The organism is Luteibacter sp. HAY1-4A, assembly GCF_056755355.1.
Map to the genome: position 1 here is coordinate 10,833 of NZ_JBNDHZ010000016.1, position 23,175 is coordinate 34,007.

Annotated in this window: 19 protein-coding genes; 7 read left to right on the forward strand and 12 right to left on the reverse strand. The window is 67.8% G+C overall.

All coding sequences use genetic code 11. The features are described from left to right. Window positions 1-32 precede the first annotated feature (32 nt). From ACPYOD_RS07170 to ACPYOD_RS07205, 8 genes are all read right to left on the reverse strand, one after another. Entirely contained in the window at window positions 33-731 is a 699-nt protein-coding gene (locus ACPYOD_RS07170; protein WP_481301049.1) for a response regulator, read from the reverse strand. Next, on the reverse strand, window positions 728-3,388 hold the full coding sequence (locus ACPYOD_RS07175) for an ATP-binding protein (RefSeq protein WP_481301050.1): 2,661 nt from the start codon (window positions 3,386-3,388) through the stop codon (window positions 728-730). Before ACPYOD_RS07175 ends, ACPYOD_RS07170 begins: the two co-directional genes overlap by 4 nt. Window positions 3,389-3,512: 124 nt before the next feature. After that, on the reverse strand, window positions 3,513-4,088 hold the full coding sequence (gene kdpC / locus ACPYOD_RS07180; protein WP_481301051.1) for a potassium-transporting ATPase subunit KdpC: 576 nt from the start codon (window positions 4,086-4,088) through the stop codon (window positions 3,513-3,515). Window positions 4,089-4,098: 10 nt separating this feature from the next. Continuing rightward, a complete protein-coding gene (locus ACPYOD_RS07185; RefSeq protein ID WP_481301052.1) occupies window positions 4,099-4,929 on the reverse strand; it encodes a TorF family putative porin in 831 nt (276 codons plus the stop codon). Beyond that, the gene (gene kdpB / locus ACPYOD_RS07190) at window positions 4,926-6,995 is read right to left on the reverse strand and encodes a potassium-transporting ATPase subunit KdpB (RefSeq protein WP_481301053.1); all 2,070 of its coding nucleotides are present in this window, start codon (window positions 6,993-6,995) and stop codon (window positions 4,926-4,928) included. Before kdpB ends, ACPYOD_RS07185 begins: the two co-directional genes overlap by 4 nt. Window positions 6,996-6,998: 3 nt before the next feature. Next, window positions 6,999-8,720 carry a potassium-transporting ATPase subunit KdpA gene (gene kdpA / locus ACPYOD_RS07195; protein WP_481301054.1) on the reverse strand — a complete coding sequence of 574 codons (1,722 nt, stop codon included), beginning with the start codon at window positions 8,718-8,720 and terminating at the stop codon, window positions 6,999-7,001. Beyond that, complete coding sequence (gene kdpF, locus ACPYOD_RS07200; RefSeq protein WP_481301055.1) at window positions 8,717-8,809, reverse strand: K(+)-transporting ATPase subunit F; 93 nt, start codon at window positions 8,807-8,809, stop codon at window positions 8,717-8,719. Before kdpF ends, kdpA begins: the two co-directional genes overlap by 4 nt. Window positions 8,810-9,007: 198 nt before the next feature. Then, the gene (locus ACPYOD_RS07205; RefSeq protein ID WP_481301056.1) at window positions 9,008-11,422 is read right to left on the reverse strand and encodes a prolyl oligopeptidase family serine peptidase; all 2,415 of its coding nucleotides are present in this window, start codon (window positions 11,420-11,422) and stop codon (window positions 9,008-9,010) included. A 187-nt stretch (window positions 11,423-11,609) separates the two neighbouring features. Here ACPYOD_RS07205 and ACPYOD_RS07210 point away from each other — a divergent pair, with 187 nt between their 5' ends. Further along, window positions 11,610-13,709 carry a prolyl oligopeptidase family serine peptidase gene (locus ACPYOD_RS07210; RefSeq protein WP_481301057.1) on the forward strand — a complete coding sequence of 700 codons (2,100 nt, stop codon included), beginning with the start codon at window positions 11,610-11,612 and terminating at the stop codon, window positions 13,707-13,709. A gap of 56 nt (window positions 13,710-13,765) precedes the next feature. On the opposite strand, the gene ACPYOD_RS07215 is transcribed toward ACPYOD_RS07210, so the two are convergent. Both ACPYOD_RS07215 and ACPYOD_RS07220 read right to left on the reverse strand, forming a co-directional pair. After that, window positions 13,766-14,692, reverse strand: a complete 927-nt coding sequence (locus tag ACPYOD_RS07215) for a flavin reductase (protein WP_481301058.1) — start codon at window positions 14,690-14,692, stop codon at window positions 13,766-13,768. Further along, window positions 14,692-15,321, reverse strand: coding sequence for a class I SAM-dependent methyltransferase (locus ACPYOD_RS07220; RefSeq protein ID WP_481301059.1), 630 nt, complete (start codon window positions 15,319-15,321; stop codon window positions 14,692-14,694). The genes ACPYOD_RS07215 and ACPYOD_RS07220 overlap by 1 nt, the downstream gene beginning before the upstream one ends. A gap of 97 nt (window positions 15,322-15,418) precedes the next feature. Between ACPYOD_RS07220 and ACPYOD_RS07225 the strand changes: the two genes are divergently transcribed. The 4 genes from ACPYOD_RS07225 to hemC all read left to right on the forward strand — a co-directional run bounded on the left by ACPYOD_RS07225 (window position 15,419) and on the right by hemC (window position 19,062). Continuing rightward, window positions 15,419-16,087 carry an alpha/beta hydrolase gene (locus tag ACPYOD_RS07225; RefSeq protein WP_481301060.1) on the forward strand — a complete coding sequence of 223 codons (669 nt, stop codon included), beginning with the start codon at window positions 15,419-15,421 and terminating at the stop codon, window positions 16,085-16,087. 124 nt (window positions 16,088-16,211) lie between these two features. Next, window positions 16,212-17,267 (forward strand): sensor histidine kinase, encoded by a 1,056-nt coding sequence (locus ACPYOD_RS07230; RefSeq protein ID WP_481301061.1) that lies wholly within the window; start codon window positions 16,212-16,214, stop codon window positions 17,265-17,267. Next, window positions 17,245-17,955, forward strand: coding sequence for a LytR/AlgR family response regulator transcription factor (locus tag ACPYOD_RS07235; protein ID WP_481301062.1), 711 nt, complete (start codon window positions 17,245-17,247; stop codon window positions 17,953-17,955). Before ACPYOD_RS07230 ends, ACPYOD_RS07235 begins: the two co-directional genes overlap by 23 nt. 186 nt (window positions 17,956-18,141) lie before the next feature. Continuing rightward, complete coding sequence (gene hemC / locus ACPYOD_RS07240; protein WP_481301063.1) at window positions 18,142-19,062, forward strand: hydroxymethylbilane synthase; 921 nt, start codon at window positions 18,142-18,144, stop codon at window positions 19,060-19,062. Between the two features lie 95 nt (window positions 19,063-19,157). On the opposite strand, the gene ACPYOD_RS07245 is transcribed toward hemC, so the two are convergent. Together ACPYOD_RS07245 and ACPYOD_RS07250 are read right to left on the reverse strand one after the other, a co-directional pair. Further along, window positions 19,158-20,027, reverse strand: coding sequence for a DUF481 domain-containing protein (locus tag ACPYOD_RS07245; protein ID WP_481301064.1), 870 nt, complete (start codon window positions 20,025-20,027; stop codon window positions 19,158-19,160). 29 nt (window positions 20,028-20,056) lie between these two features. Next, entirely contained in the window at window positions 20,057-20,992 is a 936-nt protein-coding gene (locus tag ACPYOD_RS07250; RefSeq protein WP_481301065.1) for a hypothetical protein, read from the reverse strand. Window positions 20,993-21,173: 181 nt separating this feature from the next. Between ACPYOD_RS07250 and ACPYOD_RS07255 the strand changes: the two genes are divergently transcribed. Both ACPYOD_RS07255 and ACPYOD_RS07260 read left to right on the forward strand, forming a co-directional pair. Beyond that, complete coding sequence (locus ACPYOD_RS07255) at window positions 21,174-22,163, forward strand: helix-turn-helix transcriptional regulator (protein ID WP_481301066.1); 990 nt, start codon at window positions 21,174-21,176, stop codon at window positions 22,161-22,163. A 10-nt stretch (window positions 22,164-22,173) separates the two neighbouring features. Further along, on the forward strand, window positions 22,174-23,118 hold the full coding sequence (locus tag ACPYOD_RS07260; protein WP_481301067.1) for a patatin-like phospholipase family protein: 945 nt from the start codon (window positions 22,174-22,176) through the stop codon (window positions 23,116-23,118). Window positions 23,119-23,175 lie beyond the last annotated feature (57 nt).

A 23,175-nucleotide genomic window follows, 5' to 3' on the forward strand; every position in this document is an offset into this window, starting at 1 on the left:
GAGCGTGACGGACGAAAACGTTTGCGGCGGAATCAGGAGGCAGGGAAGCGGTAGCCCACGCCCGGCTCCGTTTTGAGCCAACGCGGAGACGAGGGGTCGTCACCCAGCTTCTGCCGCAGCTTTCCCATCACGATGCGGAGGTAATGGGTGTCCTGCGCATGCGTCGCGCCCCACACCTCGCGGAGGATCTGCTGCTGACCGACCACGCGACCGGCGTGGCGCACGAGCAGCGACAGCACCGCGAACTCCTTTCGCGTCAGGGCAACGGCGCTGCCGTCGAGGAACACTTCGCGGCGCGCGACGTCGATGGACAGCGAGCCGTCGTCGTAACGCACCGCGGCGCCGGCTTCGCCGCCTTTCGCTCCCGTGCGCAGCAGCACGCGCAGGCGCGCCATGAGCTCCTGGATGCCGAACGGCTTGGTCACGTAATCGTTGGCACCCCGGTCCAGTGCCTTCACCTTCTCGCCCTCCGCATCGCGCACCGAGAGCATCAGCACCGGCACCTCGCTCCAGGCGCGCAGTTCGCGCAACACGTCGTGGCCTTCCATGTCGGGCAGGCCGATGTCGAGGATCACCACGTCGGGCGACTGCGTGGCCGCGAGGCCCAGGCCTTCCTGGCCGCTGGCGGCGAGGAGTACCTGGTAGCCCTCGGCGCGCAGGCCGATGTCGAGGAACCGGCGGATCTGCACTTCGTCGTCGATCACGAGCACGCGCGGCGCGATGGAATTCATGGAGTGTCGTCGGGCGGCGCCGGCAAGGGCAGCGAAACCCGGATGGTGGTGCCAGCGCCCGCCTGGGGCAAGGCCTGCACGCTGCCGCCGTGCGCACCGATCATGCCGCGGCAGATGGCGAGCCCGAGCCCGGTGCCCTGCTTGCCGCGGTCGCCGCGCGCCACCGAATGGAACATGTCGAAGATCCGCTCGCGCTCGTCCTCGGGAATACCCGGTCCCCGGTCGCTCACGTCCACCAGCAGGTGCCCGGGCTCGGCACGGACCACGACACGCACGGGTTCGTCCGGCGGGGAGAAGCGCGCGGCGTTCTCGAGAATGTTGAACAGGGCTTGCTCGATCAAGGCGGGATGGACATGCAGGAGCACCGTACCGGGTGGCAGCTGCATGTCGACGCGCGTGGCGGGAAACTGCTTGCGCATGCGCGCCACCGCCGCGGCGGCGATTTCACCGGCGTCCACCCAGTCGCGCTTGAGCGTCAGCGCACCGTGGCCCAGACGCGTCATATCCAGCAGGTTCTGGATGTAGCGGTCGAGGCGGCGGCCTTCGCCCAGGATGGCCTCGAGCAGTTCGCGCCGCTCGTCTTCGGGCAGCTGCTTCTCGTAGTCGAGCAAGGTGCCGGCCGAACCGATCATCGACGCCAGCGGCGACCGCAGGTCGTGCGAGACCGACGACAGCAGGGCATTGCGCAGCCGCTCGGTCTCGCCTTCCACGCGCGCACCCTCCAGTTCCGCGGCCAGACGCGCACGTTCCAGCGCCTGGCCGATGTCCTGCACCATCGCGAGCGCCATGCCGCGGCGGTCCGCATCCGGCTCGCCGGGCGCGTCCGGGAAGCGCAGGGCCACCACGCCCGCACGCTGGGTCTCGTTGCCCAGCGGCAACATCCAGCTCGACGCGCCATGCAGCGTGTCGGTGAAGCGACCGGCGGGTTCCGCATGCGCGTCGCTCCAATCGGCGGCAGCGGCATCCTGCGTCGACAGTGCGAACGGTTCCGGTGCCGAAGCGACCGGCACCAGCGCACCCGCGGCGTCGCGCGCGAGCACGCTCGCCTGCGCATCCAGTGCGCGTGCCAGCGCACGCGCACCCACCTCGCGAATGGCGGCGGCGTCCGCCGCGGTGGCCAGTTGCTGGCCCAGGGTCACCAGGGCGCGACCACGCACCTGGGCCGCCCGTAGCGAAGCCACCTGTCCGGCCAGCCGCGTCGCCAGCCGACTGCACACCAGCGCCGCCGCGAGGAACAACACCACGGCCAGCACGTCGTCCGCATTGGCGATGACGAGCGTGTAGCGCGGTGGCGCGAAGAAGAAGTTGTAGCCGAGGAAGCAGAGCAGCGCCGTGTAGACCGCCACAGCCATGCGTGTGCGCACCGCCACGAACAGCACGGCGGTGAGGAAGATGAGCGACAGGTTGGCGACGGAAAGGAAACGGTCGGCCACGAAGGACAGCGCCATCGCCACGGCGGTAGCGGCCGTGGCCATGGCGTAGTCGCGGCGCGAACCCTTCGCGTCCCCGGCACGGAGCCTTCGGCGCGCGCTGGCCCGCTCCAGCGGCGTGGCGACGATGGTCAGTTCCAGGTGTGCGCCGCGACGAAGGAGTTGCTGGGTCAGGGACAAGCCAAGGCGTCTCGCGATGGGACGCTCGCGCGTGCGTCCCACGATGATCTGGCCCACGCCTTCGCGGTCGGCCCAGGCCAGCAGTTCGTCCGCGACGGCATGGCCGCGCAGCACGACACCTTCGCCGCCAAGGCGGCGGGCGAGACGCAAGGCCGCGTCCACGCGCTCGCGGCGCGCGCCGTCGGTGCCCCCGCGGTCGACATGGACGACGCTCCAGGGTGCGCCGCGGCGCTCGGCGATGCGCCGCGTGATGCGCACGAGGTATTCACTCTGCGCGGCACCGTCGATCGCCGCCACGACGCGGCGGCGAACGGGCATGGCATCGCCACGCGCGAGCATGGATTCGCGCAGGTCGCTTTCCACGTGCGCAGCAACCGTTTCCACCGCGAGCTCGCGCAGCGCGGCGAGATTGGTGGGCGAGAAGAACGCTTCCAGGGCGACGGCCGCCGTTTCGGGAACGTAGATCTTGCCCTGGCGCAGGCGCGCGATGAGCTCGCGCGGCGGCAGGTCGACCAGCACGATGTCCCGGGCGCGATCGAGGAACGCGTCAGGCACGGTTTCGCGCACGGCCACGCCGGTGATGCGGCGCACCTGGTCGTTGAGGCTTTCCAGGTGCTGCACGTTCATCGCCGTGTACACCTCGATGCCGGCGTCGAGCAGCTCGGCGATGTCCTGCCAGCGGTAGGCATGACGTCCGCCGGGAAGGTTGGTATGCGCCAATTCGTCGACGAGGATCACCGCGGGCTTGCGGGCCAGTGCGGCCTCCAGGTCGAATTCCTGGAAAGTGCGCCCGGCATAGTGCACCGACCGCGTCGGCAGTACCTCGACGCCGTCGAGCAGCGCCGCGGTCTCCGCCCGGCCATGCGTTTCCGCCAAGCCCACCACCGCGTCCACGCCCTGCCCGCGCAGTTCGCGCGCGGCCGAGAGCATGGCGTACGTCTTGCCGACCCCGGGAGAGGCGCCGAGGAAAATCTTCAGGCGCTGGCCGTCCTCGTCCTTCGCCGCGTTGAGCAGCGCATCGGCACGGGCATCGCGGTCGTTGTTCATGAAGGATGGCCGATGGGCTGAAGGATCATTGTAGGAGCCGCCATGGCGGCGAGGAAACGCGCGTGGTGGCGTCATCGCTTCGTTGGCTTCTCGCCGCTATAGCGGCTCCCACAGGGTGCGGGCATCAGTGGCGAGTGTCGTCGAGTGCCAGGTTCAGTTCCAGCACGTTCACGCGCGCCTCGCCCAGCACGCCGAACTGGCGGCCTTTGGTATGGGCATCGACGAGCGCCTGCACGGCGGACGTATCCATGCCGCGGGCGCGTGCCACGCGACCGACCTGGTAGCGCGCCGCCGCCGGGCTGATCTCCGGGTCGAGGCCGCTGCCGGAAGCGGTGACCAGTTCCACCGGCACCGGCCCCGGGTTTTGCGGGTCGGCAGCATGCAGGGCGGCGATCCGCTTCTTCGCCGCGTCGCCGAGGGCGGGATTGGTCGGGCCCTGGTTCGAGCCGCCCGACGAGGCGCCGTTATACGGGTCCGGTGACGTGGCCGAAGGCCGGCTCCAGAAGTAGCGTGGCTCGTCGAACGACTGGCCGATCAGCGAGGAACCGACGGCTCGCCCGCCGGATTGGACCAGGCTTCCGTTCGCCTCGTGCGGGAAGACCGCCTGGGCGGCGCCGGTGACGAGCAGCGGATAGGCCACGCCGGTGATGACGGTCAGGCCGAGGAACAGAACAACGGCCTGGCGAAGAAGGGATGTCATGACGTACTCCTCAGAACGTGCCCTGGACCATGACGAGGCCGCGTGTACCGCCCACGTCGCGGGTGTCGGTCGCGTCGGTATAGCTGGACACGTGGCCGTAATAGCGGTTGTTGGTCGCGCGAGTGACACCGGCACTCACCGACCAGTGCGCGTCGATCGCGTACTTCACGGTGGCCGAGGCGTCGGTGTAGTTCACGTCGCGAACGCCGTACGCCGTCGGCACGGCAAGCGACGCGGTGTAGTGGGTGTGGCCTGCATGGAGCGCGAGCGACCATGCATCGGACAACGTAAACGTGGCGTCGAGCTGGATGTAGCCGGTGCCGCGACTATCGCCGTCATAACCTTGCTCGCGGTCCGCGCCGAAGTAGTCCGTCAACGACCGGTTGTATTTCAGCGTGACGTTGCGCCACGAAATCGCGGCGTTGGCCTCCACCGTATTGAAGGAGCGGCCGCGGTACCCCGCGGCCTGGTCGAGGTTGGCGCCGGGATACACATACCCGTAGATACCCGCGCGCCATGACCAGTCGTCGTCGATGGGCCGGCCGAAGCTTGCGTAGAGGTCGAGTTCCATCGAACCGCCCGCGTAGCTGCGGTCGCTGACGCTTGACGCCCATGCGCCGGCGGCGAAGCCGTTCGCGCAGGCATAGTCGGCCCCGCCCTGGATGGCCGGGTGGCCCCAGGTCTGGGTGAGGCCGCGAAACATGTAGTCCGACACGATAGCCACATTGCCCGTGACGGGCGGCGCATCGGCCGCATGGACGGCGGTGGAGAGGATGAGAGGAAAGGCGGCCGCGCAGGCCGCGAACAGGAAGGTCTTCATGGAATGGTCGTGTGCGTTCATGCCAGTCCGACGAGGACCAGCAGCATGTCGATGAGCTTGATGCCGGCGAAGGGCGCGACGATGCCGCCCAGGCCGTACACCAGCAGGTTGCGGCGGAGGAGCGCGGCCGCGCCGAGCGCGCGATACGCCACGCCCTTGAGCGCCAGCGGAATGAGGAAGACGATGATCAGCGCGTTGAAGATCACGGCCGACAGGATGGCACTCTGGGGGGTGGCCAGGTGCATGACATTCAGCGTGTTGAGCGCGGGATACATCGTCGCGAACGCCGCCGGGATGATCGCGAAGTACTTGGCGATGTCGTTCGAGATCGAGAACGTGGTGAGCGCACCGCGCGTGATCAACATCTGCTTGCCGATGCCGACGACCTCGATCAGCTTCGTCGGGTTCGAGTCGAGGTCGACCATGTTGCCGGCCTCTTTCGCGGCCTGCGTGCCGCTGTTCATCGCCACCGCCACGTCGGCCTGGGCCAGCGCCGGCGCATCGTTGGTGCCGTCGCCGCACATCGCCACCAGGCGGTTCTCGGCCTGCATGTCGCGGATCAGCTTCAGCTTAGCCTCGGGCGTGGCCTCGGCGAGGAAATCGTCCACGCCGGCCTCCGCGGCGATGGCCGCCGCGGTGAGCGGGTTGTCGCCGGTGATCATCACCGTGCGGATGCCCATGCGGCGCATCTCGGCGAAACGTTCCTTGATGCCGTCCTTCACGATGTCCTTGAGTTCGATGACGCCGAGAGTCAGCGCGCCGTCCACGACGATGAGCGGCGTGGCACCGCGGCGCGCCACGTCCTCGGCCATGCGCTTCACCATCGGCGGCATGTGGCTGTCCTGCGCGTCTAGATAGCGCTCCACGGCGTCGATGGCACCCTTGCGGATGTGCCGCGTGCCGGCGTCCACGCCGCTCATGCGCGTCTGCGCGGTGAACGGCACGAAGGTGGCCTCCTTGTCGCGGCGATGCCCGTGCACGCCGAACTTCGCTTCCGCGAGCACGACGATGCTGCGGCCTTCCGGCGTTTCGTCCGCACGGGAAGCAAGGTCGGCGGCCTCGGCCAACTCGCGTTCCTCGATGCCGGGCGCGGCGTGGAACGCGACGGCCTGGCGGTTGCCGAGCGTGATGGTGCCGGTCTTGTCGAGCAGCAGCACGTCCACGTCGCCCGCGGCTTCCACGGCACGTCCGGAAGTGGCGATGACGTTCGCCCGGATCATCCGGTCCATGCCCGCGATGCCGATGGCCGAAAGCAGGGCGCCGATGGTGGTGGGAATGAGGCACACCAGCAATGCCACCAGCACGGTAAGCGTGATCGGGCTGCCGCTGCCAGCCGCCTGCACGCTGTAGATCGAGTAGGGCAGGAGCGTCGCGCAGGCCAGCAGGAAGATCAGCGTGAACTTCGCCAACAGGATGGTGAGGGCGATTTCGTTCGGTGTCTTGCGGCGCGACGCGCCTTCCACCATCGAGATCATGCGGTCGAGGAAGCTGTCGCCGGGATTGCTGGTGATGCGCACCACCAGCCAGTCGGAAAGCACGCGCGTCCCACCCGTCACGGCGCTGCGGTCGCCGCCGGCCTCGCGGATCACCGGAGCCGATTCGCCGGTGATGGCGCTTTCGTCGACGCTTGCCGCACCGATCACGATCTCGCCGTCGCCCGGCACGATGTCGCCCGCCTCCACGAGCACGTGGTGGCCGCTGCGCAGTTCGCTCGAGGGGGTGAAGACGATCTGCGCGTCGTGCCGCGGCGCCGTGAGCTTCTTCGCGGCCACGTCGCGGCGCGAACCGCGCAGCGCGTCGGCCTGGGCCTTGCCGCGTCCTTCGGCCAGGGCTTCGGCGAAGTTGGCGAACAGCAGCGTGAACCAGAGCCACAGGGTCACCCAGAAGATGAAGCCCGTGGGCGCCTCGCCGTGGCCGGCCAGCGCCTGCACCCAGAGCAGGGTGGTCAGGACGCTGCACACGAACACGACGAACATCACCGGGTTGCGGAACTGCGTCCGCGGATCGAGTTTACGGAACGCGTCGACGAGGGCGCGCGTCACCATCGCGCGGTCGAATCCGCGCGCGGCATGGGCATGGGAGGTCATGGATCAGTGCCCCGTGAGAGACGAGAGGTGCTCGACGATGGGCCCGAGGGCCAGCGCCGGGAGGAAGGTGAGCGCGCCGACGACGATGACGACGCAGGTGAGCAGCGTGACGAACAGCGGCGTGTGCGTGGGCAGGGTGCCCGCGGAGGGCGGCACATGGCCCTTCGCCGCCAGCGACCCGGCCATGGCCAGCATGGCGATGGCGAGCGGGAAGCGGGCCAGGAACATGCACACGGCGAGCAGCACGTTCCAGAAGGGCGTGTTCGCCGAGAGGCCGCCGAACGCACTGCCGTTGTTGTTGGACGCGGAACTGACCGCGTACAGGATCTCGCTGAAGCCGTGCGCCCCCGGATTCGCTATACCCGCGACGCCGGCGGGAGTCATCACCGCGATGGCGGTGCACACCACCACGAGGGCGCAGGGGATGAGCACGGCCAGGCTGGCCATCTTCATCTCGTGCGCCTCGATCTTCTTGCCGAGGTATTCGGGTGTGCGCCCGACCATCAATCCGGCGATGAATACCGCGACCACGGCGAACGCCAGCATGCCGTAGAGACCGGAACCCACGCCACCGAAGACCACTTCGCCCAGTTGCATCAGCCACATGGGGACGAGCCCGCCGAGCGGCGTGAGCGAGTCGTGCATCGCGTTCACCGCACCGCAGGACGCGGCGGTGGTGATGGCGGCGAACAGGCCGGACGAGGCGATGCCGAAGCGCGTTTCCTTGCCTTCCATGTTGCCGCCCGCTTGCAGGGCGCTGCCGTGGGCATCGATGGCCAGGCCATGCAAGGCGGGATTGCCTGCCTGCTCGGCGGCGACGAGGCCGACCGCGAGCGGGACGAAGATCACGAGTATCGTGGCGAGGATCGCCCAACCCTGGCGACGGTCGCCCACCATGCGTCCGAACGTGTAGCAGAGGGCTCCGGGAATCAGGAAGATCGCGATCATCTCCACGAAGTTGGAGAACGGCGTGGGGTTCTCGAACGGGTGGGCGGAATTGGCGTTGAAGAAGCCGCCGCCGTTCGTGCCCAGCATCTTGATGGCCACCTGCGATGCCGCAGGGCCCATCGGCAGGGTTTGCTTCCCATGCGCCAGCGTCGACACGTCGAGGTAAGGGGCAATGTTCTGCACCACACCCTGCGACACCAGCAGCAGCGCGATGACGATCGAGAAGGGCAACAGCACGTAGAGCGTGGCACGGGTCATGTCGACCCAGAAATTGCCCACGGCCGACGCACCGCGGCGCGCGAAGCCGCGGACCACCGCGATGAGCACCGCGATACCCGTCGCCGCCGACAGGAAGTTCTGCACCGCGAGGCCGAGCGCCTGGGTGAGGTAGCTCATGGTGGACTCACCCGCGTAGCCCTGCCAGTTCGTGTTGGTGGCGAAGCTGACGGCGGTGTTCATGGCCGAGTCCGGCGTCACGGCCGCGAAATGCTGCGGGTTCAGCGGCAACCACTGCTGCGTGCGCTGGAGCAGGTAGACGAAGGCCACGCCGGCCACGTTGAACACCAGCATCGCCATGGCGTAGCGTTTCCAGCCCATGTCCTCATCGGCACGAATGCCCGCGAGGCGGTACAGCAACCGCTCCGCTCCGCCACCGAAGCGGGTGACGCGGTTCGGCTCGTCGGCGAAGACGAGGGCCATGTACTGGCCCATCGGCTTCACCAGTGCAAGCAGCACGACGAGGAAGAAGCCGATCTGGAGGAAGTCGTTCGTGGTCATTCGAACCACTCCGGCTTCAGCAGGGCCACGCACAGGTAGCCCGTGAGGGCCACGGCGATGGCCGCGGCAACGATATAGGCAAGGGTCATGGCGGCGTCCTCAGCGGCGACCCAGCCGGTCGCAGATCATGAGGAAGCCGATCGTCATGGCAGTGAGCACGACGACTAGGAGAACGTAGAGGATTTCCACGGTTGCGCACCATCGGGAAGGACGGTGCGCATTGTTCGCCCGGGGCGATATTTACGGCGTAAGGCGGCGGGGCGCCGGCGTAACGTTTCCGTAAATTCTTATCGGGTGGAGGCGGGCTCCAGCCGCTCGCGGAACAGCTCGTCGATCCGGCGGTACTCGTCGTACCAGGAGTCCGCATGCACGAACCCGTGCCGTTCCATCGGATACAGGGACATCCAGAAATTCTTCTTGTGCAGTTCGATGAAGCGCTGGTAGAGGCGGATGGAGTCGCTGGCAAGCACGTTGTCGTCGATCAGGCCGTGCTCGATGAGCAGCGGATCGGCCAGCGCCTCGGCGTAATGGATGGGCGAGCTGGTCTTGTACGCCTCGGGATCCAGCTGCGGATCGTTGAGGATGTTCGACGTGTACTCGTGGTTGTAGCTGGTCCAGTCGGTGACCGGGCGCAACGCGGCACCCGCGGCGAATTCGCCGGGTGCGCGCAGCAAGGCCATCAAGGTCATGAACCCGCCGTAGCTCCCGCCGTACATACCGACGCGCTTCGGGTCCACGCCATGGTTCGCCACCAGCCACGCCTTGCCGTCGAGCAGGTCGTCCAGTTCAGGGTGGCCCATCTGCCGGTAGATCGCGGTGCGCCAGTCGCGGCCGTAGCCCTTCGAGGCGCGGTAGTCCATGTCGAGAACGACATACCCGCGCTGGACGAGCAGGTTGTGGAACATCTGCTCGCGGAAGTACGCCGGATACGAGAGGTGCACGTTCTGCAGGTAGCCCGCGCCGTGCACGAAGATCACCGCAGGACGCGAGGCGGCCGCGGCCGCGTCGGCCGGGCCGTAGAACTTCGCCCAGATCGTGCCCGCGCCATGCCTGGACGGCACCTGGACGATCTTCGGCGCGATCCACTCGCGATCCTTGAACGCCGGCTTGCGCGTGTCCGTGAGCTCGCGAGCCGCCGAGCCGTCCACGCCGACGGTCGCAAGCTGCGACGGCACGTACGGCGAAGAATGCAGTACCGCGAGGCGGGTGCCGTCGGGCGACAACGCGAAGTCGTCCAGGCCTTCGAAGGTCGTAACACGTGTTAGCGCCCCGCCCTGCGCCGGCACCGAGTAGATGTCGTAGCTGTACGGCGCTACCTTGTTCGTACGCACGTAGAAGCGCGAGCCGTCGGAGCTCAGCACCGGGTGGTCCACTTCGAAGCGGCCCGAAGTGAGTGCCTTCGCCTTACCTCCCAAGGGACGAACGTAAAGCTGCGCGAAGCCGGACTCCTCGCTCAGGTACCACAGCGTACGGCCGTCGCGGAGCCAGCCGAAGTCGTTGCCATCCCAGTTGATCCATGCCTTGTCGGAGAGGCGATGCTGCGAGACCAGCACGTGGCGTTCGAAGTCCACGGTGGCGATCCAGCGATCCTTGTTGTCGATGGCGCGCAGCTGCACGGCGACTTCGTGACCGTCGTCGCTCCACACGATGCCGGGGCTGTATTCGCCGTTGACGATGACCGGACGCGTCTTCGGCGCAGCCAGTGCGTCGGCGCGATCGCCCTTGCCGTCCTTGCGCAGCGCGGCGACGGTCCTGGCGCGAATGTCGGCCAACGGATCGTCGCCGATACCCGGCAGGGCCGAGGTGTCGAGGTCGAAACTGGCGTGCTTGGCCAGGTCCAACAGGCGCAGCGATTGCGGTGTGGGATCCTTCCGGCCGACATAGCTGCGCGTGGCTTCGCTTTCGGCGTAACCGGAGTCGGTGACGTAGTGGGTCAGGTCGGCGATCTTGCCCTTGTCCGCGTCCTTCGCCTCGGTCACGACGAGCATCCAGCGTCCGTCCGGCGACAGCGACGTGTCCGTGATGCTCACGTTCTTCCCCAGCCAGAAGGGCTCTGGCGAGCGGCCCGGATCGGCAGCGGCCAGTGCGGCGGCATCCGCCTTCATCGCTTCCTCGTCCGCACGCAGGTCGCGCAAGGTCTTGAACAGCGCCTGCTGATCGTCGGTGAGGCCATCGGATGCCTTCACCTTCGGATCGTCCTTCGCTTCCAGGTCGGCCGCCCGCGACACCGGCCCGCCGGTCACCGGATACACGAACCAGTCGTTGTCCGCGCGGAACGTGAGCAGCCGCCCGTCGAGGGAGAAGCGCGGATCGCGCTCCTTCGCGGCCGTGCGCGTTACCTGGACAGTGGCACCGCTGGCGAGGTCGCGGAGGAAGATGTCGCCGTGCCGAACGAAGGCGGCATGGCGATGCGCGCGGTCGAATACCGGCTTGCCGCCGTCCGCCCCGGCCGCCGCCGCGGCATCGAGCCGTTCGGGCGCGCCGCCGTTCGCGGCCACCCGCCAGAGGTCGCGCACCGGCGTGCCGTCCTGCTTCTGGGAGTAGTAGACCTGGCCGCCATCGACGCTCCAGTACGGTTCCTCCACCGGCGGCCCGATCCAGTCCGGGTCCGCCATGATGGTTTCCATGTCGAGCGGAGGTTGTGCGGCAAACGCCGGCGCGGCAGCAAGGGTGGCAAGGAGGGCAGCGGCGAGTACGCGCATGGAGGGGTTCCGGCCTAAAACCCGTGAGCTTACCTGCCAGGCGCCACCTTCTGTAGGAGCCGCTATAGCGGCGAGGGCAATCTTGCCGCGCCGTCGCGAGGTTTCCTCGCCGCTATAGCGGCTCCTACATGGGCGTGTCGCACATCGCTTTGTTACGCTCCGTCATTCCTCCACCGGAGTCCAAACCATGCGCGTCTTCGTTCCTCGCCTGCTCGCCGCCAGCCTGTTCCTCGCCGTCTCGGCGCAGGCCGCCACCGCACCGCCGGCGACGCCGAAGCGAATGGTGTCGGAAACGCTCGCGGGCCAGCCGGTGAACGACCCGTACCGCTGGTTGGAGAATCCCGACGCGGCCGACGTGAAGCAGTGGATCGACGCGCAGAATGCGTACACCGAGGCCGCCATCGGCGCCATGCCGCTGGGCAAGGCGCTCAGCACGCGCATTCGCGAACTGTCGATCACCTCGACCACACGTTCGTCCCCGACGCTGGCCGGTGGCACGCTGTTCTATTTCGAGAACACGCCGCCGCAGCCGCAGCCCGTGCTGGTGGCGAAGGCCTGGCCGGACGGCGAGACGCGCACGCTCGTGGACCTCAACAAGGGTGACGGCAGCACGGCGATCACCGCCTACTGGCCCTCGCCGAGCGGCCGCTACCTCGCCTATGGCACCGCGGAAGGCGGTAGCGAGCTGACGACCATCCACATCCTCGACACGCGCACGGGCAAGCCGCTCGGCGACGTGTTGCCGTTCGCCGGTGGCGGCACCACGCCACAGGCGCTGGCCTGGGACGCGGACGAGAAGGGCGTGACCTATGCGCGCTTCGACGCGCCGTCGGCCGGCAAGCCGCTGCGTGAATTCGACGCTTACCTGGCCCATCACGTCATTGGCCAGCCGGCGGCGAAAGACACCGTGGTCTTCGGCAAGGGCTACTCCCACGTGGCCGAGTACATCCTCAAGGAAAGCGCGAACGGCAAGGCCACCGCGCTGCTGGCGAACGAGGGCGACGGCGGTCCCGCGGAAATCTACCTGCGCCAAGGCCAGGGCAGCTTCAAGCGCGTGCTTGGGCACGAAGCCGACGCGCGCGAAGCCAGCTGGGTGGGCGACAGCTTGTATGTCGTGACGTTCGCAGGGGCGCCGCACGGGAAGATCGTCGCGGTCGCCCCGGAAGGCAAGGCGACCGACGTGCTCCCGGAAGGCAAGGGCGCCATCCAGCACGTGACGGCGCTCGGCGACGGATTCCTCGTGGTACGCAGCGCCGGGCCGGACTGGTGGGCCGATCAATACGATGCGAAGGCAAGCTTCGTGCGTCGCGTGCCGCTGCCTGCCACCGGTATCGCCATCGGCGGCGTCGCCGCCGAGAAGGGCCAGGCCAAGGCGCTGATCACCTATGCAGGATGGACCCAGCCGACGCAGTGGGCCGAGTACGACGGCACCTCCGGCTCGTTGAAGACGATCTTCGAGGTGAAGCCGGCGGCCGACTATTCGAAGGTGCGTGTGACGCGGGTGGAAGGCACGTCGAAGGACGGCAGCAAGATCCCGGTGACCGTCATCGCCATGGACGGCACCACGCCGAACGGCAAGCGCCCGACCATCCTCTACAGCTACGGCGGCTTCGGCATTCCCGTCACGCCGGGTTTCATCGGTGCGAACCTCGCGTGGCTCGAGCGTGGCGGCGTGCTGGCCTACGCCAACATCCGCGGCGGCAACGAGTTCGGCGAGGCCTGGCACGAGCAGGGCCAGAAGACACGCAAGCAGAACGTGTTCGACGATTTCTACGCGGCCTCGCAGGCGCTCATCGACACGAAGTGGACCGACACGAAGCACCTCGGCATCCTCGGCGGCAGCAACGGCGGCCTGCTGATGGGCGCGGCGCTCACCCAGCATCCGGAGCAGTACCGCGCCGTGGTCGGCGCCGTCGGTATCTACGACGTGCCGCGGCATGAAACCGCGTTCGCCAACGGCCCGTACAACGTCAGCGAATACGGCAGCGTGTCCGACCCGGCCATCGCGAAGGCCATGCTCGCGTACTCGCCGTTGCACAACGTGAAGAAGGGCACGAAGTACCCGGCCGTGCTGCTCACCACCGGCGCCAACGATCCGCGCGTGGCGCCGTGGCAGTCGCGCAAGTTCGCCGCCGCCCTCCAGGACGCCAGCGCGTCGGGCCAGCCGGTGCTGCTGCTCACCCGCATGAACGCGGGCCACGGCATCGGCGCGCCCTTCAGCCAGCGCGTGGGCAACCAGGCGCTGTCGATGACGTTCTTCGCGACGGAACTGGGGCTCGGGGAGTAAACGACCGGGCTTCGCCTATATTGGCGGCGCGTCAGGCGGCGCACGCTGCTCGGCGGCTAGGCTTCCGGGAAAGGAATGCCCTGGCCAGCCCGGTAGTGCTGGTGGAACCCCGCTGTGTGGTGGAGCTGCGCACCGTCGCCAGCATCCTCGGTGGTGACGACCCTGCACAGGAAGAACGTGTGCGAGCCGATCGCCTGGCTGTGGACGATGGCCAGTTCCCGCACGCACAGTGCGGACGCCACCGCGGGTATGTCGAACTCGGGTGAGCGGCTGAGCGGAAAGGGAAGCTCGTTCCAGGCCGTCACGGCATCCTTGTGGTGCCGTGCCAGCTGGTAAATCGTCGCCTTCATCGATGCCGCGGGATGCGACAGCACCACTCGACGCACCTCGCGCATCGTCGGCTCCGACACATTGCTGCTGCGCAAGGCCAGCGAAAAGAGCCCGCTGCCTTCCAACGGCCCGATAAGGTCCATGGGAAAGATGTTGCGGTGGCCCTCCGCTTCCACCGACACCAGGACCACGGGGCGGGGCGCAAGGTATGTGATCATGAGCTGCTGCGCGGCCGCGGGCTCCATGTTCAGATGGTTCGTCGCCCGGTTCTTCAGCATGTTTCTGTTCTGCCGCCACGCGGTGAAGACGCGAAACGGCCAGCCGAGGCAGTAATGTTCGCCCTTCTCGACCTGGTACAGGCTAAGCCGCGCTTCGTCGACCGCGATGCTCGCTTCCTTCCTGAGGCGCAATACCCCAAGCATGCGCCCTGTAAGGCGATCGCTGTACTGGAGCAGGGGCCGCGGCCCGGCGTCGATGCTGGTCGCGATGGTCAACGGCTTGAGCGAAGCGATGGTGTGGTCGCGCGTGACGTTCGCATGGCCGCCCTCCCAACACAGTTCGGCGCTGACGAACTCCGCGGAAGGTTCGACGGCAACCGTCGCCCACTGCGGCACGGGTCGCACGATGCGCCGGATCGCGTTCCGCAGCATCATCACGTGCGCCTGAAGAGCAGGAACAGATACGGCTCGGTCAACATGCCGAACCCACGCGGAAGCACGCGTTCCAGGCGGAAATACGGCGCAGCGGCGCGCGCCGGCACGCGGGGTGCGAAGCGGTGGACGCCGCTCTCGGTGGCGAACGAATAGAAGCCATGGCGGAGCAGGTTCAGCAGGTTCCTGCGCCACCAGCCGTATCGCGCATCGCTGAGGAAGTATGGATTGAGCATGCTGGCAAGCACGAAGCCACCAGGACGCACGACGTTGTACAACTGCTCGAACAGCGGCGTGTGATCGGCGATGTGGTTGAGCACGGCGAAATTGGCGGTGACCGCGTCCACCTGGCACGGAAGTTCCGCATCGACTTCGATCGTTCGACCCTTGGCGATCTCGTCGCGGCAATACACCTCGAGATGCCCGCGCATCGAAGGCGACGGTTCGTAGACGTAGGTCCGGTGGCCTTTTGCGACATAGGCCTTGGCATCGATACCCGTCCCGGCGCCAAAATCGAGCAGGTCGGCGCCCTTCGCCAGGAGGCCCAGCGCCAGTTGCTGGAAGCGGTCACGTACCGCCACCTCGCGCCTGGAAGTCAGGAAGAACTGGTGGTACTGCTCCCCGGTATGCATTCGCCGAACACCTCGCACAGTTGAAAGTGAGTGCTTTCCGGCCCGGCAAAGGTTTCGCCCCCTGCTACGATGCGCCCCTCGCGAAGGAGTCCCCACCATGCCCCTGCCCACCGTCGAACACGAAACCGGTCCCTCGCCCGCCTGGTCGGTCATCTGGCTGCATGGCCTGGGCGCCGACGGCAACGACTTCGCGCCCATCGTGCCGGAGCTGGTCGATGCGGCGTGGCCCGCCGTGCGTTTCGTGTTTCCGCATGCGCCGGTGCGGCCGGTCACGGTGAACAACGGCGTGCCGATGCGGGCCTGGTACGACATCAAGGGGCTCGCCATCGCGGACAAACAGGACGCGGAGGGCATCCGCGCCTCCATCGCCGAGGTGGAGGCGTTGATTTCGCGCGAGGAAGAGCGCGGCGTGCCGGCATCGCGGATCGTACTGGCCGGATTCTCGCAGGGCGGCGCGATGGCGCTGGCGGCGGGCCTGCGTCATCGCGAATCGCTGGCCGGCATCCTCGTGCTTTCGGCCTACCTTCCGCTGCACGACACCATCGAGGCCGAGCGCAGCGGAGCCAACCACGCCACGCCGATCTTCTGGGGCCACGGCAGCGCCGACCCCGTCGTGCCGATGGTGCTGGGAGAGCACTCGCGCCAGGCGCTGGAGGCACTGGGTCATCGCATCGAGTGGCATACCTATCCCATGGGCCATCAGGTGAGCCTGCCGGAGATCGCGGATATCCGGACGTGGCTGGCGGAGCGCTTCGCCGACGCGTGATACCCGCTCTTGTGGGAGCCGCTCCAGCGGCGATCCCGCGGCAGCGGGCACGCTTGCCGCGAGCACCCATCGCCGCTGAAGCGGCTCCCACAGCAAGCCACGTTGCTTCCGGCATACTCGCCGCATGTTCGCCTCCCCCGACAACCCACGCCAACCATCGGCACCGCTGCCCGATTTCTGCAGCCTGCCGGTGCTGTTCGCGTTGCTGGTAGTGGGCGCGCTGACGGTCACGCTGATGTGGCTGGCACCCGGCAACGACGGCGACCTGCGCGACTTCAGCATCGCGGTGCTCTTCACCAGTTGGCTGTCGGTGTTGCTGACCGTGGCGCTGTGCAAGTTGCGTCCATGGATGCAGCGCCTGTCGGGACTCTGGCCCTATGCGGCGGTATGGCTCCTGTTGGTGACGACGGTCGGGGCGAGCGCGGCCATCCTGGGCTGGATCGACCACAACCTGGGCGCGGGTCTCAGCCCGGCCTCGCGCTTCGGTTTCGTGCGCGACTGCATGCTCGCCACCGGCCTGCTCGGTGCCGGCCTGCTCCGCTACTTCTACGTCGTGGCGCAATGGCAGATGCGTGTCGCCGCCGCCGCGCAGGCTCAGGTGGCCGCCTTGCAGGCACGGATACGGCCGCATTTCCTCTTCAACAGCATGAATGCCGTGGCCGCGCTTATCCGCGTCGACCCGGATGCCGCCGAACGCACCGTGGAAAACCTGTCCGAGCTGTTCCGCGCGGCGCTCGGTAGCGACCAATCCGCACTCGGTACACTGGGCGAGGAATGGGCGCTGGTCGACCGCTACCTCGAAATCGAGGCGCTGCGGCTCGGCGACCGGCTCCGCGTGGAACGCGACATCGACGTGCCGGAGGACCTCCCGCTGCCGCGCCTGTTGCTCCAGCCCCTGGTGGAGAACGCCATTCGGCACGGCGTGCAGCCGCTGCGCGAAGGGGGCACCATTCGCCTCGAAGGCCGTCGCGTGCAGGGCGGCGTGGAGATCGTCGTGGACAACCCCATTGCCGACATACCGGCCACGCCCGGTAACGGGCACGGCCTGCGCAATGTGCGTGAGCGCGTGCGCTTCCATTTCGGCGAGCGCGCCAGCGTGGTCGCGAACGTGCGCGAGGGCCGCTTCCTGGTGAACGTCTTCCTGCCGGAGGCCGCCCGTGCGCGTACTGATCGCCGATGACGAACCGCTGGCGCGCGTCCGCCTGCGCGGGCTGCTGGCACGGCGTTCCGATGTGACCGTCGTGGGCGAGGTCGGCGATGGCGAAGCCATGCTCGAAGCCTGCGCCGAATTGAAACCTGACCTTGTGCTGCTCGATGTCGAGATGCCCGGGCTGACCGGCACCGCGGCAGCCCGTCGGCTCGGTGCGCTGGCAACGCGACCGCAGGTGGTGTTCTGCACTGCCTACGAGCAACACGCCCTGAGTGCCTTCGACCTCGGCGCCACGGATTACCTGCTCAAGCCGGTGCGCGCGGAGCGGCTGGACGAAGCCCTCGACCGTGCGCTCTCGCGTCGCGCGCCGGCCCAGGGCGTGGAACGCGGCGCGTGGCTGCGCGCACGCAGCGGAGCCGACGAGGTGCGCGTGGCGTTGGCCGACGTGCTTTACCTGCTGGCCGACGAGAAATACGTGGCCGTGCACCACGCCGGGGGCATGTGGTTGATCGACGAATCGCTTCGCCAGCTCGAGGCAGCGCACGGAGAGCGCCTGGTCCGCCTGCACCGCAACTGCCTGGTGCCCCGGGAGCGACTGCAGGGGCTGAAGACGCTGCCGGACGGACGGGTACTTGCGCGGCTGGCAGGCACCGAGGTGGCGCCAGAGGTCAGCCGGCGCAACCTTCCAGCGGTTCGCCAATTGCTGCGGTCGGCGTAAGTCACTGCGTCCCCGCCTGCGCGGGGACGACAAGGGGCGGCCATTCCGCGAAAGCCTTCGCGGGAACGACACGGGTCGTCATTCCTGCGAAGGCAGGAATCCAGCGTCTTGCGCTACGCCGCTGCGCGCGGCGCCGGTTTGCGGGACAATCCTCGCCTTCGTCCGTTTCGTTCCGGCTGGAAAGCAATGACCGCACCGCTCCGCATCGCCACCCGAAAAAGCGCGCTTGCCCTCTGGCAGGCGGAGCACGTGGCCAACCTGCTGCGCCAGGCCCATCCCGGACTGACGGTCGAGCTGGTTCCCCTGTCCACGCGGGGCGACGAGATCCTCGACCGCTCGCTGGCGACGATCGGCGGCAAGGGGCTGTTCCTGAAGGAGCTCGAGATCGCAATGCTGGAGGACCGCGCGGACATCGCGGTGCACTCCCTGAAAGACGTGCCGGCGGAACTCGAGCCGGGCTTCGTGCTGTCGGCGATCCTGCCGCGCGCCGATGCCGCCGATGCCTTCATCAGCAACGACTACGCAACGCTGGCCGAGCTGCCCAACGGCGCCCGCGTCGGCACGTCCTCGCTGCGGCGGCAGGCGCAGGTGCGCGCATTGCGCCCCGATCTGCAGCTGCTCGACCTCCGCGGCAACGTGAACACGCGGCTGGCCAAGCTCGACGAAGGCCATTACGAGGCCATCATCCTCGCCTGCGCGGGCGTCGACAGGCTTGGCCTGAGCGGACGCATCCGCCATCGCCTGGCCAGCCCGGACTGGTTGCCCGCGCCGGGACAGGGCGCCATCGCCGTCGAATCACGCGAGGACGACCTCCGCGTGCGCGACCTGATGGCCGCCTTGACGGACCCGGAAACACTCATAGCCGTCGAGGCGGAGCGGGCCATGAATGAAAAGCTCGGCGGCAGCTGCGCGGTGGCGATCGGCGCCTGGTGCGTGGTGGCCGAGTACGGGCTGACGCTGCACGGCATGGTGGGCAACGCCGCCACCGGCGAACTGCTGCGCGCCCAGGCCGATGCGAACGGCGATACGCCGGTGGCGCTAGGGCACGAGGTGGCCGCGATGCTGCTGGCACTGGGTGCGGAAGCGTTCCTGCAACCGCAGCGCTAGGTTGCTTGTGTGGGAGCCGCTTCAGCGGCGATCTCGCCGGCATAGCCGGCTCCCACACAAAGCAGGCCCCAAGGGTAAAAAGGGGCCGTCTACGATCAGAAGTTATAGACGAGGTTGGTCGTCGTCAGCTTGTCGGTGCTCTGCGTGCCGGGCTGTGTGTCGCTGTTGTAGCGGATCTGGTAGCCGACCTTGAGCGCCATCTTCTTCGTCATGCTGACGGAGAGGCCGATGTCGTTCTGGTAGTACTGATTCTTCGAGCCCGCTTCCACCAGCAGCGTGTCTTCCAACGCGGTGTTGTCGGTGAGGCGGTACTTCGCGTTGACCAGGCCGCGGCCGACCACTTCGCTTTCCGCGTCGGGCTTGTACGTTTCCGACACGGCGTTGCCGCCGGCGTCGACGACGGGCGTACCGTCGGGATTCAGGACGGCGCGTTCCGATTCCGCCGGCTGGTAGCGCTTGAAACCGGGACCGATTTCGAAGGACAGCTCGGCACGCTCGTTCTTCAGCGCGATGTAGCCGTAGCCCACCGAGATGATGCCCTGCCACAAGTTGGCGCCGAAGTCGTCGTGCTCGTAGCGCGCCGCGGTGACGACATAGCTGCGCGGGTCGAACTTGTAGCCCACGGAAGCACCGGTGTCGTATCGGTTGGCGGTGGTGCTGAACTTGTCCACCGTGTTGCCGTTGCCGTCCTCGACCGACACTTCGCCCTTCGAACGCAGGCCGTTGAGGAAGAAGTTGTTCTTCCAGACCTCGTTTTCCTGGCTCAGGCCGAGCTTGGCGTTGGCGTTCTCGGAACGCGAGTTGCCGCGCGAGGAGGCGAAGCCGAACTCGCCCGAACCCGTCCAGCCACCGTTCTGGGAGGCGTCCGAATTCGGGTTGGCGTTGGTGTTGGCATTGGCGTCCTGGGCCGATGCCGTGAAGGGCAGCGCAGCGAGGACGAGCGTGGCGATAAGGAGTTTTTTCATCGTCTACCCGGGAAGTGGAAAGGAAACCGTCATGCGTGGCCCGCAACGAGCCGTCCGTACGCGCGACCGTAGAGCCGCTGTTCGAGGCATTGACCGACAACGCAGCTTAACGCGGCCAGACCGGCGGCCAACGCCTGGGCCGGGCCGCCTGGATGGGAAACCAGCAGCAGGCTGGGCAAGCCTACCGAAAGCATCGCGACCGCGACGCGGCCGCTGAGGAGCGTCATGGCAGCCCGGCCCCCGGCCAGGTGTCCGGCGGCACCGTTGTCCTGGGCCAGCTGCCGCAGTGCCCGCCAGCGCATGCCCTCGACAATGCCGAGCGCCAGCGCCACCGCCAGCAGGGCCAGCCGCCAGGGGTTGAACGGCTCCATGGGGGTGTCCGATTGCAGCGCGACACACAGCCAGAACCACAGCCCCCCGGCGAACAGCGCCCAGGTGGCGCGCCCCAGCGGCAACGCGTTGGCAACCGAGGCCACCGTGACGGAAAGGCCACGGGAAGCGCCCCTCGCGGTGTACACCAGGGTGGTCACGCTGCACAGCATGAGCGCCGCGCCCGCGAGACGCGTGGCCCAGAAGTCGTTTCCCCCGCGGGCCAGTCCCGCCAGGGCCAGCATCGGAAGGAAATTCACCATCGCGATCATGCCTTCGACCGTCGGCATCATCCGTTTGCCCGGATTCCAGCCGTGCCAGTCGACGGCGAACGGCAGGCGCAGCCATGTGGCGACGAGACCGGACGCCACGAAGACCAACCCGATGCTGAGGGGCACGAGCACCTCGCCGCGGCCGTCCGGATAGGTGCCGAGGGCAAGCGCGGTGCCGAGCACCATCCACAGGCCATAGCCGGTCGCGGTGGCCGTCTGGATGACCACGCCCGGGATGGAAAACAGGTCGCGGGCAGCACCGGCGCCGTCGGACGGCCCCGGGGGGACCACGACGACGGAGGGGATGTGTTTCGGTTCCGCCATGGTCGGGGAAGGCCTTCGGCGAATCGCAAAGGCCCATTTTTGCGCCTTATGGCGCCCGGCGCAAACCGAGGGCGAGCGTCCCTTGCGGAGTGGCCCTGCCACCGCCATGCTTCGGGCCGTAGATACGGGCGTCACGCCCACGCGGACACACTTACCTAAGCTCCATCTGCCGGCGACATCCATGGACCGCTACGAGCGCATTCTCACCCTGCACCGCCTGCTGAAGTCCGCCCACTATCCGGTGCCGCTGTCCCGCCTGATGGACGAGCTGGAATGCTCGCGCGCCACGCTGTACCGCGACGTGGCATTCCTTCGCGACGCGCTCGGCGCGCCGGTGCAAAGCGTGGCCGGTGAACAGGCCTCGTTCCGCTACGAAGCAGGCGAGGGCGACAGTTTCGAACTGCCCGGGTTGTGGCTGACCAGCGACGAGCTGGCGGCGCTGATGGCCCTCAACGAGCTGATCGGCCGCTCCGATCCCGGCGTACTCGCCGGCGCGCTCGCGCCGTTCAAGGCACGCATCGAGCGCCTGCTCTCCGACCATGGCAGCGGCAAGGCGCTGCCCGTCGATCGCATCCGGGTCATTTCCTGGGGCGCGCGCAAGATGGACCAGCAGGTATTCCGCATCGTCGCGGGTGCCGTGCTCGAGCGCCGGCAGTTGAGCTTTCGCTACCGTGCGCGCACCACGAATTCCGACACGAAGCGCACGGTGTCGCCGCAGCGGCTCACGCATTACCGCGACAACTGGTACCTCGACGTGTGGGACCACGACCGCGAGGCACTGCGCAGCTTCGCGGTAGACCGCATCGCCGATCCGCAGGCGCTGGACGCCAAGGCGAAGGACGTGGAAGAAGCGGAGCTCAACGACCTGCTCGCCTCCAGCTACGGCATCTTCGCCGGCAAGCCGAAAGCCTGGGCCACCATCCGCTTCTCGTCGCACGCCGCGCGCTGGGTGGCCGACGAACACTGGCATTCGCAACAGAAGGGCGAATGGCTCCCCGATGGCCGCTACGAGCTGAAGGTGCCTTATTCGAACTCCCGCGAACTCCTGATGGACGTGTTGAAGTACGGCCCCGATGCGGAAATCGTCTCGCCGTTGCCCTTGCGCGAGGAAATGAAGATCCTCCTGCAACTCGCGCTTTCCGGTTACCAGGCCAACGGAAACCACCACTGAAGGCTGGCTCGTGAGCGACTTCGACATCGCCGATCCGGGCGCGCTTCCCGCTGCGAACGTGGTGTCGCGCAAGCCGCGCATCGCCCTCGCGCTGGGAGCGGGGGCGGCGAAGGGCCTGGCCCACATCGGCGCGATCGAGGCTCTCGAAGAGCACGGCTACGAGGTCGTAGCGGTGGCCGGCACCTCCATGGGCGCGCTCATCGGCGGCATCTACGCCATGGGCAAGCTCGACATCTACCGCGACTGGGTGTCGACGCTGGCCCGTTTCGACGTGCTGCGGCTGGTGGACTGGAGCTTCTCCGGCGGCGGCTTCATCAAGGGCGACCGGATCATGGCGGCGCTGCGCGAGCTGATCGGCGAGGTGAACATCGAAGACCTCGAACTGGCCTATACCGCGGTGGCCACCGATATCGACCGCGAACGGGAAGTCTGGCTTACCCGCGGCCCGCTGTTCGACGCCATCCGCGCCTCCATCGCCATTCCCACGCTGTTCCGGCCGTACACGCACGAAGGACGGCGCCTCGTCGACGGCGCGCTCCTCAATCCGCTGCCGGTACTGCCGCTGATGCGCGAAGAAGCCGACTATGTGGTGGCGGTGAGCGTGGACGGCGCGGCGGAAATGCAGAAGCCGCCGGAGAAAGACGTCGCGGCCGTGGCCGACAAGGGCTACGCCGCGAAGCTGGGACGCCTTATCGGCCGGGTGCTGCCGCAGGGCGAACAGAAGATCCGCGACCCCGGCGCGTTCGACCTGATGACGCAGTCGATGGACCTCATGCAGGCCAATCTGTCCCGTTTGCGCCTCGCGGCCTATCCACCGGACCTGCTGATCGAGATCCCCCGCAACGTGTCGACGGTGTACGAGTTCTACCGTGCGCGTGAGCTCATCGAGCTGGGACGAGAGCGCACGGCGAAGGCGTTGGAAGCCTGGAGACCGCGCTTGCCCACGGCACGCTGAGTCAGATCCCTGTGGGAGCCGCTTCAGCGGCGATAGGTGCTCGTGGCGAGCTTGCCC

Coding starts and splice junctions, on each gene's coding strand:
- ACPYOD_RS07170 (WP_481301049.1), bottom strand. CDS start 731: ATGAATTCCATCGCGCCGCGCGTGCTCGTGATCGACGACGAAGTGCAG.
- ACPYOD_RS07175 (WP_481301050.1), bottom strand. CDS start 3,388: ATGAACAACGACCGCGATGCCCGTGCCGATGCGCTGCTCAACGCGGCG.
- kdpC (WP_481301051.1), bottom strand. CDS start 4,088: ATGACATCCCTTCTTCGCCAGGCCGTTGTTCTGTTCCTCGGCCTGACC.
- ACPYOD_RS07185 (WP_481301052.1), bottom strand. CDS start 4,929: ATGAACGCACACGACCATTCCATGAAGACCTTCCTGTTCGCGGCCTGC.
- kdpB (WP_481301053.1), bottom strand. CDS start 6,995: ATGACCTCCCATGCCCATGCCGCGCGCGGATTCGACCGCGCGATGGTG.
- kdpA (WP_481301054.1), bottom strand. CDS start 8,720: ATGACCACGAACGACTTCCTCCAGATCGGCTTCTTCCTCGTCGTGCTG.
- kdpF (WP_481301055.1), bottom strand. CDS start 8,809: ATGACCCTTGCCTATATCGTTGCCGCGGCCATCGCCGTGGCCCTCACG.
- ACPYOD_RS07205 (WP_481301056.1), bottom strand. CDS start 11,422: ATGCGCGTACTCGCCGCTGCCCTCCTTGCCACCCTTGCTGCCGCGCCG.
- ACPYOD_RS07210 (WP_481301057.1), top strand. CDS start 11,610: ATGCGCGTCTTCGTTCCTCGCCTGCTCGCCGCCAGCCTGTTCCTCGCC.
- ACPYOD_RS07215 (WP_481301058.1), bottom strand. CDS start 14,692: ATGATGCTGCGGAACGCGATCCGGCGCATCGTGCGACCCGTGCCGCAG.
- ACPYOD_RS07220 (WP_481301059.1), bottom strand. CDS start 15,321: ATGCATACCGGGGAGCAGTACCACCAGTTCTTCCTGACTTCCAGGCGC.
- ACPYOD_RS07225 (WP_481301060.1), top strand. CDS start 15,419: ATGCCCCTGCCCACCGTCGAACACGAAACCGGTCCCTCGCCCGCCTGG.
- ACPYOD_RS07230 (WP_481301061.1), top strand. CDS start 16,212: ATGTTCGCCTCCCCCGACAACCCACGCCAACCATCGGCACCGCTGCCC.
- hemC (WP_481301063.1), top strand. CDS start 18,142: ATGACCGCACCGCTCCGCATCGCCACCCGAAAAAGCGCGCTTGCCCTC.
- ACPYOD_RS07245 (WP_481301064.1), bottom strand. CDS start 20,027: ATGAAAAAACTCCTTATCGCCACGCTCGTCCTCGCTGCGCTGCCCTTC.
- ACPYOD_RS07250 (WP_481301065.1), bottom strand. CDS start 20,992: ATGGCGGAACCGAAACACATCCCCTCCGTCGTCGTGGTCCCCCCGGGG.
- ACPYOD_RS07255 (WP_481301066.1), top strand. CDS start 21,174: ATGGACCGCTACGAGCGCATTCTCACCCTGCACCGCCTGCTGAAGTCC.